This is a genomic window from Ciceribacter lividus, assembly GCF_003337715.1.
GTDB classification, from domain to species: domain Bacteria; phylum Pseudomonadota; class Alphaproteobacteria; order Rhizobiales; family Rhizobiaceae; genus Allorhizobium; species Allorhizobium lividum.
Genome location: NZ_QPIX01000003.1, coordinates 71,149 through 86,624 on the forward strand (window position 1 = coordinate 71,149; position 15,476 = coordinate 86,624).

Annotated in this window: 14 protein-coding genes; 10 read left to right on the forward strand and 4 right to left on the reverse strand. The window is 62.6% G+C overall.

Going from position 1 to position 15,476, the window contains the following annotated elements; genetic code table 11:
* Positions 1–123: 123 nt before the first annotated feature.
* Positions 124–2,694, reverse strand: coding sequence for a magnesium-translocating P-type ATPase (mgtA, locus tag DFR48_RS06545; protein WP_114362390.1), 2,571 nt, complete (start codon positions 2,692–2,694; stop codon positions 124–126).
* A 242-nt stretch (positions 2,695–2,936) separates the two neighbouring features.
* Here mgtA and scpC point away from each other — a divergent pair, with 242 nt between their 5' ends.
* Entirely contained in the window at positions 2,937–4,430 is a 1,494-nt protein-coding gene (scpC, locus tag DFR48_RS06550; protein ID WP_114362391.1) for a succinyl-CoA:acetate CoA-transferase ScpC, read from the forward strand.
* Between the two features lie 26 nt (positions 4,431–4,456).
* On the opposite strand, the gene DFR48_RS06555 is transcribed toward scpC, so the two are convergent.
* Positions 4,457–4,759: an ArsR/SmtB family transcription factor gene (locus DFR48_RS06555; RefSeq protein ID WP_114362392.1), complete on the reverse strand. Its 303-nt coding sequence runs from the start codon at positions 4,757–4,759 to the stop codon at positions 4,457–4,459.
* A gap of 88 nt (positions 4,760–4,847) precedes the next feature.
* On the opposite strand from DFR48_RS06555, the gene trxC reads away from it, so the two are divergent.
* The 4 genes from trxC (at position 4,848) to DFR48_RS06575 (ending at position 9,264) form a co-directional block, all read left to right on the forward strand.
* The gene (trxC, locus tag DFR48_RS06560) at positions 4,848–5,294 is read left to right on the forward strand and encodes a thioredoxin TrxC (RefSeq protein WP_114362393.1); all 447 of its coding nucleotides are present in this window, start codon (positions 4,848–4,850) and stop codon (positions 5,292–5,294) included.
* A gap of 163 nt (positions 5,295–5,457) precedes the next feature.
* The gene (locus tag DFR48_RS06565; RefSeq protein ID WP_170141828.1) at positions 5,458–6,708 is read left to right on the forward strand and encodes an alpha/beta hydrolase; all 1,251 of its coding nucleotides are present in this window, start codon (positions 5,458–5,460) and stop codon (positions 6,706–6,708) included.
* A 229-nt stretch (positions 6,709–6,937) separates the two neighbouring features.
* Positions 6,938–8,176, forward strand: coding sequence for an NAD(P)/FAD-dependent oxidoreductase (locus DFR48_RS06570; protein ID WP_114362394.1), 1,239 nt, complete (start codon positions 6,938–6,940; stop codon positions 8,174–8,176).
* Between the two features lie 35 nt (positions 8,177–8,211).
* The gene (locus DFR48_RS06575; protein WP_114362395.1) at positions 8,212–9,264 is read left to right on the forward strand and encodes a 4-hydroxyproline epimerase; all 1,053 of its coding nucleotides are present in this window, start codon (positions 8,212–8,214) and stop codon (positions 9,262–9,264) included.
* Positions 9,265–9,302: 38 nt separating this feature from the next.
* Here DFR48_RS06575 and DFR48_RS06580 read toward each other — a convergent pair whose 3' ends face one another.
* Positions 9,303–9,731 (reverse strand): RbsD/FucU family protein, encoded by a 429-nt coding sequence (locus DFR48_RS06580; protein ID WP_114362396.1) that lies wholly within the window; start codon positions 9,729–9,731, stop codon positions 9,303–9,305.
* Positions 9,715–10,962, reverse strand: a complete 1,248-nt coding sequence (locus DFR48_RS06585; protein WP_114362397.1) for an ROK family transcriptional regulator — start codon at positions 10,960–10,962, stop codon at positions 9,715–9,717. Before DFR48_RS06585 ends, DFR48_RS06580 begins: the two co-directional genes overlap by 17 nt.
* 245 nt (positions 10,963–11,207) lie before the next feature.
* On the opposite strand from DFR48_RS06585, the gene DFR48_RS06590 reads away from it, so the two are divergent.
* The 5 genes from DFR48_RS06590 (at position 11,208) to DFR48_RS06610 (ending at position 15,445) form a co-directional block, all read left to right on the forward strand.
* The gene (locus DFR48_RS06590) at positions 11,208–12,233 is read left to right on the forward strand and encodes a sugar ABC transporter substrate-binding protein (protein WP_114362398.1); all 1,026 of its coding nucleotides are present in this window, start codon (positions 11,208–11,210) and stop codon (positions 12,231–12,233) included.
* A gap of 101 nt (positions 12,234–12,334) precedes the next feature.
* On the forward strand, positions 12,335–13,393 hold the full coding sequence (locus tag DFR48_RS06595) for an ABC transporter permease (protein WP_114362399.1): 1,059 nt from the start codon (positions 12,335–12,337) through the stop codon (positions 13,391–13,393).
* Positions 13,393–14,175, forward strand: a complete 783-nt coding sequence (locus tag DFR48_RS06600; RefSeq protein WP_114362400.1) for an ATP-binding cassette domain-containing protein — start codon at positions 13,393–13,395, stop codon at positions 14,173–14,175. The genes DFR48_RS06595 and DFR48_RS06600 overlap by 1 nt, the downstream gene beginning before the upstream one ends.
* On the forward strand, positions 14,172–14,795 hold the full coding sequence (locus tag DFR48_RS06605; RefSeq protein WP_114362401.1) for a nucleoside triphosphate hydrolase: 624 nt from the start codon (positions 14,172–14,174) through the stop codon (positions 14,793–14,795). The genes DFR48_RS06600 and DFR48_RS06605 overlap by 4 nt, the downstream gene beginning before the upstream one ends.
* Before the next feature lie 257 nt (positions 14,796–15,052).
* Entirely contained in the window at positions 15,053–15,445 is a 393-nt protein-coding gene (locus tag DFR48_RS06610; protein ID WP_114362402.1) for a response regulator, read from the forward strand.
* Positions 15,446–15,476: the final 31 nt, after the last annotated feature.

Genomic DNA, 15,476 nt, shown 5'->3' on the forward strand with positions numbered 1-15,476 from the left:
TAAGCGCCGGGATCAAAGGAGGGCTATAGCGTAGACATAGTTCTCATCATCACCCGGCGCGGCGCGCCATTCTTTCCTTGAGAACTCGAAGATCTTGCGAGCCGCGCGCTTGCCGTTGCGTGCTCACGCAAGCCGGCCTCGTCGCCCTTTCGTCCGCGGGCGAAACAGGTGCTGTTTCGCGAGCTCGGTGGCCGCCAGATACGCGGCGATGATCAGGATCGCCGCTCCCATCTGCGCCGTAGACAGTGGCACGAAATCGAACACCTCGGCCAGTGTTCCGAGATAGGGGATGGTGAGCGTCGCGCCGGAGACGGCGATCGTCGACCAGAGAAGCAGCGAGCTTGGTTTGCTTCGCCAGGCTGGCTTGCGGGTGCGCAGCACCAGAACGACGCCCAGTTCGGTCAGCAGCGAGATCATGAACCACGACGTCTGGAACGTCGCCTCGCTCGCGTGGAAGACGAAGAGCAGGGTGGCGAAGGTCAGCATGTCGAAACAGGAGCTGATCAACCCGAACACCACCATGAAGCGCTGGATGTCGCGGATGCTCCATCGCTGCGGCGTCGCGACCTGTTCCGGATCGGCATTGTCGCTCGAAATCGCGATCGACGGCATGTCGGAGAGGAAGTTGTTGAGCAGGATCTGCTTGGCCGAGAGCGGCAGGTACGGCAGCAACGGTGTCGCGAGTGCCATGCTGACCATGTTGCCGAAATTGGCGCTGGTGGTGATCGCGATGTATTTCAACGTATTGGCAAAGGTCCGCCGGCCCTCCTCGATACCGGAGCGCAGCACGTCGAGGTCGCGATTGAGAAGGATGATGTCGGCGCTCTCGCGGGCGACGTCCACCGCCTGCTCCACCGAGATACCGACGTCGGCGACGTGCAGCGCCGGAGCGTCGTTGATGCCGTCGCCCAGGTAGCCCACCGAGTGACCCGTCCGTTGCAGTGCGCGGATGATTCTTTCCTTCTGCTGCGGATCGACCTCGACGAAGAGGTCGGTGCGCGCGGCCAGATTCCACAGGGCTTCGTCATTCAGTCTCGCGATCTCGTCGCCGGTCAGGATGCCGGCCGGGTTGAGGCCGACGACCTGCGCCACGTGAGCAGTGACGAAGCGGTTGTCGCCGCTGATGACCTTGATGCGTATGCCGAGCGCGGCGAGATCCTCGATCGTCTTCTTCGCCTCGGCCTTGGGTGGATCCTCGAACACAAGGAAGCCGCGCAGTGTCATCCCGGCTTCGTCGTCGCGGGTATAATCCGCCTTCACTCCCGCCTCGCGGGTGGCAATCGCCAGCACGCGATAGCCTTCGGCCCCTCGGGTCTTGGGGAAATCGGCCAGTTCATCCCGCAGATCGTCGTCCAGCGGGATCGTCGCGCCACTCCGCGACACGGAGGTGCAGGCGGCGAGCACATTGTCGAACGCTCCTTTGGTGACGATCAGGCGCTGCGATGAATCGTCAGGGCTTTCGACGACGATGGTCAGCCGCCGCCGGGTGAAATCATAAGGGATCTCGTCGATCTTCGAGTAGCCGGAGGTCGTCAGGTTCGTCCTTTCGCCTTTCGCGATGATCGCGGCATCGATCGGGTTCTCGATTCCCGTCTCGAAAGAGGCATTGAGGAAAGCAAACTGCAGAACCTCGTCGGAATGGCGACCATCTGCATCGACGGCGTCATGCAGTACGACCGTTCCCTCCGTCAGCGTGCCCGTCTTGTCGGTGCAGAAGATGTCCATGCTGCCGAAGTTCTCGATCGCTTCGAGCCGGCGAACGATGACGCCACGTTCGCTCATGGTCTTGGCGCCGGCAGAAAGTGTCACGGTGATGATCGCCGGCAGCAGTTCCGGCGAGAGGCCGACGGCAAGTGCGACGGCGAAGAGCAGCGATTCGGTCACGGGCCTGTCGAGCAGCAGATTGACGGTCAGTACGAAGAGTACGATCAGCACCATGACGCGGATCAGCAGGTAACCGAACCGGCGCACCCCACGGGCGAAGTCCGTCTCTCCGGGTCTCCCGCGGAGTCTTGCGGCGATGGCACCGAACTCACTTTGCCTCCCGGTCCTCACGGCAAGCACCCTCGCCGTGCCGCTGCGCACGGAGGCACCGAGGAAGACGGCGTTGGTGCGCGCGGAGATCGGCACGTCGGCGCCGACCTTTCCCGGCCGCTTCTCGACGGGGAAGGATTCGCCAGTCATCGCTGCTTCGCTGACCAGGAAGTCGGCAGCATCGAGCACGAGACCGTCGGCAGGGATCAGGTTGCCCGCCGAGAGCAGCACGATGTCGCCAGGGACGACTGAGGAGACCGGCACCATCTGCTCGATACCGTCCCGCACGACGCGACAGGTGAGTGCCAGGCGACGTTTCAGTGCCGCGACCGCCTGCGAGGCCCTGTTCTCCTGATAGAAGCCGAGGAGGGAGCTTCCGAGCACGATCGCGACGACGATGGCGGCATCCACCCACTGCTGCAGGAGCATCGAGACCATCGCCGCAAAGACCAGGATTAGAACGAGCGGGCTTTCGAATTGGCGTAGCAGCAACCGGATGGTGCTGACCCTGGCGGTGTCCTCGATCGAATTCGACCCGATCTGCGCAAGTCTTTCCTCCACCTGCAATGTGGTGAGGCCGCCGGCGCCAGAGCCCAAAGCACCAGCCAACTCGTCGCCGTCTCTCGTCCAGTAGGGCCTGTCCTGTGCAGTGCTGTTCATCGGTCGCTCCGATCAGAACCGTCTTGCGAAACCATCGGTATCTCGATTCCCTTCTCGTCGGAAATTCAAGAGCCATACGGTGTCGGATCGGGGCGAGTCATTGTTGCGGTATGCGTTTTTCGCATGTCGGGTTCGCGTCGCATGCGACTGAAGAATGATTGCAACAGCGGCGTCCACGCCTTTAAGCCATCCGCAACTCATGGGACGAGACTGCCCGTCCCGCATCTGGACGAGGAGACATCATGCTGCGTGAACGGATCCGACATAAGCCGCTGCTCGATCGGGTCGTCAGCGCCGATGAAGCGGCAGCCCTCATCAAGGACGGCATGACGATCGGCATGAGCGGGTTTACCCGAGCCGGCGAGGCGAAGGCAGTCCCGCTTGCGCTTGCCGAACGGGCGCGCAAGGACCCGCTGAAAATCACGCTGATGACCGGCGCCTCGCTCGGAAATGACCTCGACAAGACCCTCGCCGAGGCCCATGTGCTCGCTCGGCGCATGCCGTTCCAGTCGGACCCAGGCCTGCGCAAGGCCATCAATGCCGGCGAGGTCATGTTCATCGATCAGCACCTCTCGGAAACGGTCGAGCAGTTGCGGACAAATCAGATCCCTCCAGTCGACGTAGCGGTCGTCGAGGCGGTGGCCATCACCGAGCATGGCGGCATCGTACCGACGACGTCGGTCGGGAACTCCGCAAGCTTTGCGATCCTGGCCGACAAGGTGATCGTCGAGATCAACCTCTCGCAACCAGTGACACTCGAGGGGCTGCACGACATCTATATCCCGACCCGTCGACCTGCCCGTATGCCGATCCCGGTCGTTACCCCGGAAAGCCGGGTCGGTCTGCCGTTCATTCCGGTTCCGCCGGAGAAGATCGTCGCGATCGTGGTCTCGGAAAAGCACGACAGCTCGGCGACTATCCAGCCGCCGGATGACGACACCCGCGCGATCGCAGGCAATCTGACGGACTTCCTGTTGAACGAGGTGAAGCGGGGGCGGATGGGCTATGAGCTGCAACCGTTGCAGGCCGGCATCGGCACGATTGCCAATGCGGTGCTGCACGGCTTCATCGATTCACCCTTCCATGACCTGAAGATGTATTCCGAGGTCCTGCAGGACTCGACCTTCGATCTGTTCGATGCCGGGAAGCTCGGCTTCGCCTCGGGGTCGTCGATTACGCTTTCCTCGGAGATGTATCGCAAGGTACTGCCGCGGCTTGCCGAGTACAAGCATCACCTGATCCTGCGGCCGCAGGAGATCAGCAACCATCCGGAGGTCATCCGCCGCCTCGGCCTCATCTGCATCAATACGGCGCTCGAATTCGACATCTATGGCAACGTCAATTCCACCCATGTCGGCGGCACCCACATGATGAACGGCATCGGTGGCTCGGGCGATTTCGCGCGAAACGGCTTCATGTCGATCTTCGTCACCAAGTCGATTGCCAAGAACGGCGCCATTTCAAGCGTGGTGCCGATGGTGAGCCACGTCGATCACACCGAGCACGACGTCGATGTGCTGGTGACGGAGGTGGGACTTGCCGATTTGCGTGGCCTTGCCCCGCGCGAGCGTGCGGAGGTGATCATCGCGAACTGCGTTCATCCGGAGTATCGAGACGTGCTTCGGGATTACTACCTTCGCGCCCGCCAGCGCGGCGGCCATACGCCGCACATCCTTGAGGAGGCATTCTCCTGGCATTTGGCATTGCGTGACCGCGGCACCATGCGCCCCGCCTGAGGGGCGCCGCACAAGGTCTGCAACATTCAGACCGAGCAATAGGTGTTGTAGAGCGCACCGATGACGTTGCGTGCCGGTTCGCTTTCGATCCGGTACCAGATCGTCTGTCCGTCGCGCCGGCCGCTGATGATGCGGTCCCGACGCAGGAGCGCCAAATGCTGCGAGACCGTCGAGTCGCGAATGCCGAGGAATTCGGCGAGCTGGCCGACCGAGCGTTCGCCGTCGATCAACTGACAGAGAATAAGAAGCCGATGCCGGTTGGCGAGCGCCTTCAACAGCTCACTGGCGTCGTCTGCGGCATTCTGCATGGAATCAGGATTAAGCTTCATTCTTGCGTATCTACGTCATTGTGAATATAATGTCAACTATCGCAGGCGCCTCTGCCGGGTATCTGGCGCCTTGAAGGAGACATATAGCATGGAAAAAGATCGGCAAATCGTTTGTCCGCATTGTGGCGCCGTCAATCGGACGAAGGCAGGGCGTCCGGCCGCCGAGGCGCGCTGCGGCGCCTGTAAGGAAGCACTGTTCGAAGGGCATCCAGTCGAGGCGGATCCTGCAATGTTCGAAAAGCAGATCGCCCGCAGCGAAGTGCCGGTTCTCGTCGACGTCTGGGCGCCCTGGTGCGGCCCCTGCAAGATGATGGCACCCCACTTCGCGGAGGCGGCGAAGGTTCTGGAACCCTCCATGCGCCTGATGAAACTCAATTCCGAAGATCATCCTGACGTCGCCGGACGGCTCGGCATCCGGGGCATTCCCACGATGCTGCTCTATCGGGACGGTCGAGAGATCGCGCGGGTCTCGGGTGCGATGTCCGCGCGGCAGATCGTCGACTGGGCCAATACCCAGATGGCGCAGGGCGCCTGACGGGACTTCGACAGCCGCGTCTGCTGCAAGAAAGCGCTGGCCTCGCCCTGTGATCCGCTGTACGCCTGCGAGCCTTGATAGCTCGTAAAGGGACCGCGTATTGATCGGAACGCGATTGGAGGAAGGTGGAATTTCCCCTCCGGCGGCTCACTGGAGTGCGCGGATTCGTTCCGGATTCATCGGTTGGCTCGCTGTCTGTCTCGTCACTGCCGGCTGTGCCGGTCGGCCGATCGGCGTCATGGAGCCCGTGGATGCGAGGGCCGATGGCGCAAGCCGGGTGGACCTCATCGCTGCGACCACCCGCGCGCCGTCTGACGACAAGGCGATCCTGTTCACCGGCGAACGGGGAAGCGGCCTGATGATGGACGCCGTCACGATCTCTATCCCGCCGGAGAAGAACCGCAAGGTCGGACAGGTTCAGTGGCCGAAACGTCTGCCGCCGGACCCCTCGCGGGAATTCGCGACCGCCGCAGTCGACTCGCTCGATTCGGATGAGGAAGCCAAGACCTGGCTCCGCAAGCATAAGGTCACGAGCCGCCGCGTGCTCGTCTTCGTCCACGGCTTCAATAATCTCTACGAGGATTCGGTCTATCGTTTCGCGCAGATCGTCCATGATTCCGGCGCCGAAGTCGTTCCGGTCGTGTTTACCTGGCCGTCGCGCGGCAACATTTTCGACTACGCCTACGATCGGGAAAGCACCAACTATTCCCGCGACGCGCTCGAAGACCTGCTCACCCGCATCGCCAGTCATCCCGACGTGGGGGACGTGACCGTCATGGCGCACTCCATGGGCACCTGGCTTGCCGTCGAGTCGCTTCGCCAGATGGCGATCCGCAACGGCCGCGTCCATCCAAAGATCAACAATGTCATTCTCGCCGCGCCGGATCTCGACGTCGACGTTTTCGCGCAGCAATTCCGCGCGTTGCAGAAGGATGCGCCGCATTTCACCCTCTTCGTCTCGCGCGATGATAGGGCGTTGACACTCTCCAAGCACCTCTCCGGCAATGTGGAGCGGCTCGGACGCATCGATCCGAGCAAGGAGCCGTATAGATCGGAGCTCGAGAGCGCCGGAATCACGGTGATCGATCTCACGGAGCTCAAGGCCGAGGACCAATTGAACCACGGCAAGTTCGCGGAAAGCCCGGAGGTTGTGCGTCTGATCGGTCAGAGGCTGGTAGCCGGGCAGACCATCACCGACTCGCAGGTGGGGCTCGGCGAAGGCCTCGCTGCGGTGACCGTTGGCGCAACCAGCACAGTCGGGCAGGCGGCCGGTGCCGTCATCAGTGCGCCGATCTCGATCTTCGATCCGCGCACGCGCCGAAGCTACGGGCGCCAACTGATTCTCTTCGGGCAGAGTGCCAGGGGCACGATCGGCTCGGTCGGCAATTCTCTGGGCGCCACGGCCACAAAGTAGGTCGTTTCCGCTCCCTGTGAGAACGAAGAATTCTACCCAATTCTTCTCGATCATAATGGTTGGCCTTGCGCAGCGCGCCGGGTGTTTGCGTCGCCGAACCGTGGGCTTGTGTGATGAGGCGTCGCACCCTGAGAAAACCGGTAGCATTTTCCCCAAACTGATATATCACATTGGTTGGGCCGGCGCAGAGTGCACGCTGGGCATTTCCGGGGCGAGGGGACCGAATGGCATGAGCAAGACCACCGTTGTTGTCGGGGCCGGTATTGTCGGCGCGGCGATCGCATTCGAGCTTCAGAGGCGTGGTCGCCAGGTGACGCTGATTGATCGCGACCAGCCGGGTCTCGGCGCGTCCTTTGGCAATATGGCCAGCATCGCGGTCTCTGAGTTCATGGCGGTGTCGCGCCCCGCTACATGGAAGAAGATACCGCGCTGGCTGCTCGACCCGGAAGGCCCGGTCTGGTTGCGGCCTTCCTACGCACCCAAGATGACGTCGTGGTTCCTCCGCTTCATTCTTGCCGGACGTCCTTCGCGGGTCGCCGCGATCGAGGCGGCCGGTGCCAGCCTCTGTGCCCGCGTACTCGACGATCTGAAGCCGATGCTCGAAGCCATCGGCGCCCGGGACATGCTGACTGACGAGGGCTGCCTCGCGATCTACGAGACCGAGGCGGAGTTTGTCGCCGATCGCGATCACATTACGCTCATGGGAAATTACGGCTTTGCCCATCAGGTGTTGACCGGAAAGGCAATACGCGACCTCGAACCGGCCTTGTCGCCGCATATTGCCAAGGCCGTGCTGCTGCCGGCAAACCGCTCGATCCGCGACCCGTATCAGCTTGTGTTGACGCTCGTCGACGCCTTCAGGCAAGCCGGTGGCATCGTCCTTTCCGGCGAGGTCGAACGAGTGGAGGGGCGCAGCGGCGGGGCGGACGTCGTGCTTGCTGGCGGAACCCGCCTTGCCGCCTCCGATGTCATTCTCGCAGCCGGTGTCCGGACTCGCTTTTTTGCCGCCCGGCTCGGCGAGCCGATCCCGCTCGAGACCGAACGCGGTTATCACACGCAGATCATGGCGCCGGGGATTTCCATGCGCCACTCGATCATCTGGCCGGAACGCGCCTTCATGGTGACCCCGACCGCGGGCGGTATCCGCGTCGGCGGCAATGTCGAGCTCGCCGGCCTTGACGCCGCGCCCGACTATCGGCGCGCCCGCATTCTCGTTCGTCACGCCCAACGCGCGCTGCCGGGCCTGAAGGCAGAGGAGACGAGTGAGTGGATGGGACACCGCCCCGCCTTCCCCGATACCTTGCCGATCATCTCGGCGTCGTCGCGGGTGCCCGGCGTCTGGTACGCGACGGGGCACGGCCATCTCGGCTTGACCTATTCGGCGACGACGGCGAGGCTTATTGCCGACATGATGACCGGAGCGCCGCCGCCGGTCGACATGAAACCCTACAGCATCACCCGCTTTTGACGGTAGAACCGCCACGCTTGATTGGAGCAGAGACGATGAGATGGAAACGCACGATCCAGTTGCTGGATGTCCATTGCGAGGGTGAGATCGGCAGGCTGGCGATCGGAGGCGTGCCGAAAATTCCGGGCGAGACGATCGCCGAGCAGTTGCACTGGCTGAACACCGATCCCAAGGGTGAGGAACTCCGCCGCTTCCTCGTGCTCGAGCCGCGCGGTGCTCCGATCGGCTCGGTCAATTTGTTGCTCCCGGCAAAGCATCCGGAGGCCGATGCCGGGTTCGTGATCCTTCAGCCGGATCAGGCGCACGCAAGCTCCGGCTCGAACTCGATCTGCACGACGACGGCGCTGCTGGAATCGGGCATCGTCGAGATGAAGGAGCCGGAGACGGTCGTTACGCTCGATACCGCGGCGGGTCTGGTCCGCGCGACCGCCACCTGCCGCGACGGGCGCTGCGAGAAGGTTAAGCTCACCATGGTTCCGTCCTTCGTGCATGAACTCGATGTCGGGATCGATACGGAGCAATGGGGGCGCATCACGCTTGACCTCTGCTACGGCGGCATCTTCTACGCGCTGGTGGATGTCCGCCAGATCGGTACGACGATCGACAAGGCGAACGCCCGCACCCTGGTCGAAGCGGGTATGATCCTGAAGGAGTTGATCAACCGCACCATTCCTGTCGTGCATCCGGAAATCCCGGCGATTTCGGGCGTCGCTTACGTCATGTTCCGCGACATCGATCCGGACGGTGCGATACGCACCTGCACGACCATGTGGCCCGGTCGTGTCGATCGCTCGCCCTGCGGCACCGGCAATTCGGCAAATCTCGCGACGCTTCACGCCCGCGGCAAGGCGAAGGTCGGCGACGTCTTCAAGTCACGGTCGATCATCGGCTCAGAATTCGAGGTCGGACTGTCGGCGGTGACGGAAGTCGCGGGAAGGCCGGCCATCATCCCGACGATCACCGGGCGGGGTTTCACCTTCGGCCTGACGCAGGTGGCGCTCGATCCGTTCGACCCCCTTGCCGAAGGCTTTGCCCTCACGGATGTCTGGGGACCGTCCGCCGGAGAGATCGGCAAGCCGCGCGGGTAAACGGCAAGCGGCGGTCGCTCGGACCGCCTCCTCCTCATTCAGGGATAGATCACGCCCTTGCGCAGGATCACATTGGCATAGAGGCGAGGCTCGCTCGTCTGAATGATCGCGTGGGCGGCGCGGACGCGATCGTAGAAGGCGCTTCCGACGAGCGGTGTCACGCTCCGCTGCGGTTCATGTCGGCTGCAGCAATCGAGGATCTCGTTGTGCACAGGATCGAGCCGGTCGCGATCGGGACCGACCGTCGACCGGAAGATCGCCTCCGGAACGAAGTCATCGATCGGCAACACGCTGAGGACCGCGTTGAGCACGGGAACCAGTCCGTGGCCATCGAGGCGGATGAGGCGGCGGGCGTGTTCGACGCCGGGATAGTTGCCGTCGACGATGGCGATCTCGTCACCATGGCCCATGCCCCGAAGGGTCGCGAGCAGATCGGGTCCGAGAAGCGGATCAAGTCCCTTCAGCATGTTCGATTTCCTTGAATAGCACTGTTTGATCTGTGAGATAGCGGGCGAAGATCGGCAGGCTTGCGCCGCCGATCGCGCGAGCCTGACTTCCGACGACGCCCTCGACGATCTCGGGCACCTGAATGCCCTGGAGATCCAGGCGTCCGAAAGAGTCGTTGACGGCGGCGACCAGACGGCGACGTACCCAATCTGGGAAGCCACCGTCGATAACCGCTGCGGAAAAGTCGATGATCGAGGACGCAGCGACCGTGGCTTGGGCAATGGCGTCGGCGCTGTCGCGGATCCAGATTTCCAGCGGCTCGCCGAAGTCGATCCAGTCGGTCGCGGCATACCATAATGGCTGCGGATCGATACCTCGTTCTTGCAGAAGGTTCTCCAGCACGAAGATCGATGCGATTTCGAGCAACTGTTTTGTTTCGCCGTGCTTGTTCCGGACGGGGAGGGGGCCGATTGCGCCTGCCGTTCCCGTTTTCCCGACAAAGACAGTCGAATTCAGAACAATTCCGCCGCCGATGAAGGAGCCGACGTAGAAGTAGACGAAATCGGGGTAACGAGAACCGAGGCCAAAGACCAGTTCGGCGCCACAGGCGCTCGTCGCGTCGTTCTGAAGGAAGACCGGATAGGGTGCGCGGCCGGCGACCTCCGCCTGGAGGTCGAAATTGCGCCACGTATCCATGGCGCCTTGGGGCGCGCCGACTTCTTCGGCCCAGTTCCACAGTTCAAACGGGGCGGCGATCCCGACGCCCGCAACATTCGCCCTCTGTTCGGGTGACATCCGCGTCTCGAGTTCGGCGATACCGCTGACGATGAAGGTGAGAATCTCCCGCGGCTCCGGATAACGGTAGGTACGATGGAGTTGCAGCCTGATCTTTCCAACGAAATCCATCAGGATCAGATCGGCGCTGCGGCGGCCGATCTTCACGCCGAAAGAGAAGACCGCATCCGGGTTGAGGAACATCGGCACCGACGGTTGCCCAACCTTGCCGCGGATCGGCTTGCCTCGGATCAGAAGTTCGTCCTTTTCGAGCGCCCGCATGATGACGGATACCGTCTGCGCCGAAAGCCCCGTCTGCCTGGCTATATCAGCCTTCGAAATGCCACCCTGGCGGCGCACGAGTGAAAGCACGAGCCGCTCGTTATAGGCCCGTACGCGCACCTGGTTGGCTCCACCGCCCGCACTCACTATCTGAGGAAGGTCGGACCTAGGCGCCGGTTGTTCGGTAGATGACATGGCCGCTCCTCCTTTCCGACCGAGTTCTCTCCCGCTTCATGCATTATTCGCCCCAGCATGTCACATCCAATTAATAATTCAATTGGATTTATTTATTGACAGGGCCGCGCCTCGGTGTTCTTAATGGCCTCGGAGGAAAGTTGCACTGACCCTTCGAGCCACCAACGGGCGCGAAGATCGCGTCCGGACCCATTCGTTTTGTCGTATGGCCGGAGACGGCCGCTGAATAATCTCGGGAGGAAGAAATGAAGAAATCTCTGATCGCAACCGCCGTCTCGGCTCTGGCCCTCGGCGTCGTCTTCGCGGCGCCGGCACGCGCTGAAGGCGTCTCGGCATGCCTTATCACCAAGACCGACACCAACCCCTTCTTCGTCAAGATGAAGGAAGGCGCGACCGCCAAGGCCCAGGAACTGGGCGTCACACTGAAGGCTTATGCCGGTAAGGTCGATGGCGATTCCGAAAGCCAGGTTGCGGCAATCGAGTCCTGCATCGCGGACGGCGCGAAGGGCATTCTGCTCACCGCATCCGACACCAAGGGTATCGTTCCGGCGGTAAAGAAGGCACGTGACGCCGGTCTTCTCGTGATCGCTCTCGACACGCCGCTCGAGCCGCTCGATGCCGCCGACGCCACCTTCGCGACCGACAACCTGCTCGCCGGCAAGCTCATCGGCCAGTGGGCTGCGGCGACTCTCGGCGACAAGGCAAAGGACGCCAAGGTCGGCTTCCTCGACCTGACGCCGTCCCAGCCGACGGTTGACGTCCTGCGCGACCAGGGCTTCATGATCGGCTTCGGCATCGACCCCAAGGATCCGAACAAGATCGGTGACGAAGATGATGCGCGCATCGTCGGCCACGACGTGACGAACGGCAACGAAGAAGGTGGCCGTACCGCCATGGAGAACCTTCTCCAGAAGGACTCCGAAATCAACGTCATCCACACGATCAACGAACCGGCTGCCGTCGGCGCCTATCAGGCGCTCAAGGCTGTCGGCAAGGAAAACGATGTCCTGATCGTCTCGGTCGACGGCGGTTGCCCGGGCGTCAAGGCGGTTGCCGAAGGCCAGATCGGTGCGACCTCCCAGCAGTATCCGCTGCTGATGGCGTCGCTCGGCATCGAAGCCATCGCCAAGTTCGCCAAGGACGGTACGAAGCCGCAGCCGACCGAAGGCAAGGACTTCTTCGACACCGGCGTTGCGCTCGTCACCGACAAGCCGGCCGAAGGCGTCCCGTCCATCGACACCAAGGAAGGCCTGAACAAGTGCTGGGGTTGATGCCCTGATCCTTTAGGTCGAAAATAAATTGAAGGGCGGTCTCGGCCGCCCTTTTTCAAACCGGAAAGCAATAAGCGCCGGGTCCCTACGGGAGGGTTCACATGGCAAGTATCCAGGAATTCGAAAAGGTTCTCGACAAGAGCGACCAATCGATCGCCGCGTTCGAGGACAGGTCCTTACTTCGGAAGGTACAGCACTTCCTGCACTCGACGCCGGCGGCCGTGCCGTTCATCGTGCTCGTTTCGGCCATCATCATCTTCGGCGTCACGATCGGCGGAAAGTTCTTCTCGAGCTATACTCTGACGCTCATTCTCCAGCAGATCGCCATCGTCGGCATTCTCGGGGCCGGCCAGACGCTCGTCATCCTGACGGCGGGCATCGATCTGTCGATCGGGGTCGTCATGGTCATCTCGGCGGTCATCATGGGCAACTTTGCCGTCACCTACGGACTGCCGTCGCCGGTCGCGATCCTCGCCGGCCTCGTCGCGGGCGGGTTGTGCGGTCTCCTGAACGGCTTCCTCGTCGCCAAGGTGAAGCTGCCGCCGTTCATCGTCACGCTCGGCACCTGGTACATCGTCATGTCGACGAACTTCATCTATTCCGCCAACGAGACCATTCGCGAAACCGATGTCGCGGCGAGCGCCCCTCTCCTGCATTTCTTCGGAAACAGCTTCAAGATCGGCTCCGCCGTCTTCACGATCGGCGTGGTGACGATGGTCATCCTGGTCCTCGTCTTGTGGTATGCCCTCAACCATACGGCCTGGGGCCGGCATCTCTACGCGGTGGGTGACGATCCGGAGGCCGCCAAGCTCTCCGGTATTCGGACCGACAGGGTTCTTCTCGGCGCCTATTCGCTCGCAGGTGTGATCGCAGCGATCGCCGCCTGGGTCTCGATCGGCCGCAACGGTTCGATTTCGCCGTCCGCCGCCGTGACCGACTACAATCTTCAGGCCGTGACGGCAGCGGTGATCGGCGGCATCTCGCTCTTCGGCGGGCGCGGCTCCATCATCGGCACGCTCATCGGCGCGATGATCGTCGGTGTCGTCTCCATGGGTCTCAACATGCTCGGCGCCGATCCGCAGTGGAAGGTCTTCCTGACCGGCGTTCTCATCATCTCGGCGGTCGCTGTCGACCAGTGGATCAGAAAGGTAGCAAGCTGATGGCAAAGGAAGCAATTCTCACCGCCCGCGGCCTCGTCAAGCGCTACGGCCGTGTCACCGCCCTCGATAACGCTGATTTCGACCTCTACCCGGGCGAGATCCTCGCAGTCATCGGCGACAACGGCGCCGGCAAGTCTTCGCTGATCAAGGCGATCTCGGGCGCCGTTCGTCCGGACGAGGGTGAAATCCGGCTCGAAGGCAAGCCGGTGCATTTCTCCTCGCCGATGGAGGCGCGCGACGCCGGCATCGAGACGGTCTACCAGAACCTCGCGCTGTCGCCGGCACTCTCGATCGCCGACAACATGTTCCTCGGTCGCGAAATCCGCCGGCCGGGGCCGCTCGGGTCCGTGTTCCGCATGCTCGACCACAAGCGTATGGAAAAGATCGCCCGCGACAAGCTCACCGAACTCGGACTGATGACGATCCAGAACATCAACCAGGCGGTGGAAACGCTGTCCGGTGGCCAGCGTCAGGGCGTTGCCGTGGCCCGCGCCGCCGCGTTCGGATCGAAGGTTGTCATCATGGACGAGCCGACAGCCGCCCTCGGGGTGAAGGAATCCCGGCGCGTGCTCGAGCTTATTCTTGAGGTGCGTTCCCGCGGTCTGCCGATCGTGCTCATCTCGCACAACATGCCGCACGTATTCGAGGTGGCCGACCGCATCCACATCCATCGGCTCGGGCGGCGCCTCTGCGTCATCAAGCCCGGCGACTATTCGATGGCCGACGCGGTCGCCTTCATGACCGGTGCGCGCCCGGCGCCTGACGCGGAAATGGCTGCATGACGCCGAGCCTGGCGGACGTCGCAGACGAGATCATCAGGCGGGCGACAGCGCGTGCCCGCTTTCTGGTCGCGATTGCAGGTCCGCCGGGGGCGGGCAAGTCTACGGTCGCGGAAACGCTCGTCGATGCGCTCGGCCAGCGCGGTGAAACGGCCGTCGTGTTGCCGATGGACGGCTTCCACATGGACAATGCCGTGCTCGAGGAGAAGGGGCTTCTACCCCGCAAAGGCGCGCCCGAGACCTTCGATGTTCGTGGTTTCATCGACATTGTCCGTGCGATCCGCGCCGGCGGTGAGGTGCTCGTCCCGGTCTTCGACCGTAGCCGCGAGATCGCCATTGCCGCCGCACGCGTGATCTCGCCCTCCCACCGCATCGTGGTTGCGGAGGGCAACTACCTGCTGCTCGACGAGGCGCCATGGTCGGGGCTCGCCGGCCTTTTTGACCTCTCCGTCTTTCTCGACGTCCCCGAAGACGTGCTTGCCGGACGCCTCGCCGACCGCTGGCGGGGCTATGGCCTCACGCCCGCGGAAATCGCGGCGAAGGTCGGTGAAAACGACCTTCCGAACGGTCGTCGCGTGCTCAGGCAGAGCCGCCCCGCCGATCTCGTGATCGCCAATCTCTGATCTTTTTTTCACAAAACCGCGACTGCATCTCGCGTCGCCGGGTCATCGCCCTTGCCGGTCGCCTTGCCGAGGCAACTCGCTCTCGCCGCAACAGGCGAACCAACCGGTAAAATTCGAAGAATTTGCTTCAGGCAATTTCAGTTCGCGGCTGATACCAACCGGATATCCGCGGAGGTCTTCCGCTCGACCGTATCGCCTGACGCGATCTGGCGAACCGAACCGGCCGCAACAAAGAAGGAAAGGGTGTCAGAGAAGCCATGCCCATCTTGATCGTCGAAGACAACGCGACCAACGCGATGATCCTGAAACATCTGGCCAAGAAGGTCACCGACGACGAAATCGTCGTCGAGAGCGATGCCGGACGGGCCCTTTCACTCTGCCATAACACCTTCTTCTCGATGCTGATCGTCGATCAGATCCTGCCCGGCATGACCGGCCTCGAGGTTGTTCGCAAGATCAGGATGATGGAGCGCTACGACGGCGTGCCGATCGTCATGGTAACGGCAGATCAGGAGCCGAAGCTGCAGGAGGCGGCTCACGAGGCGGGCGTGACGGCATTCCTGACAAAGCCCGTGGAAGCGGTGGCCTTCCGCAATCTCCTGATCGCCCATCTGGGGGTCCGGTCTTCCATCCCAGCGGCAGCCGGCTGAGAGGCATCGATGGGAGGCGCGGCGAGCGTTG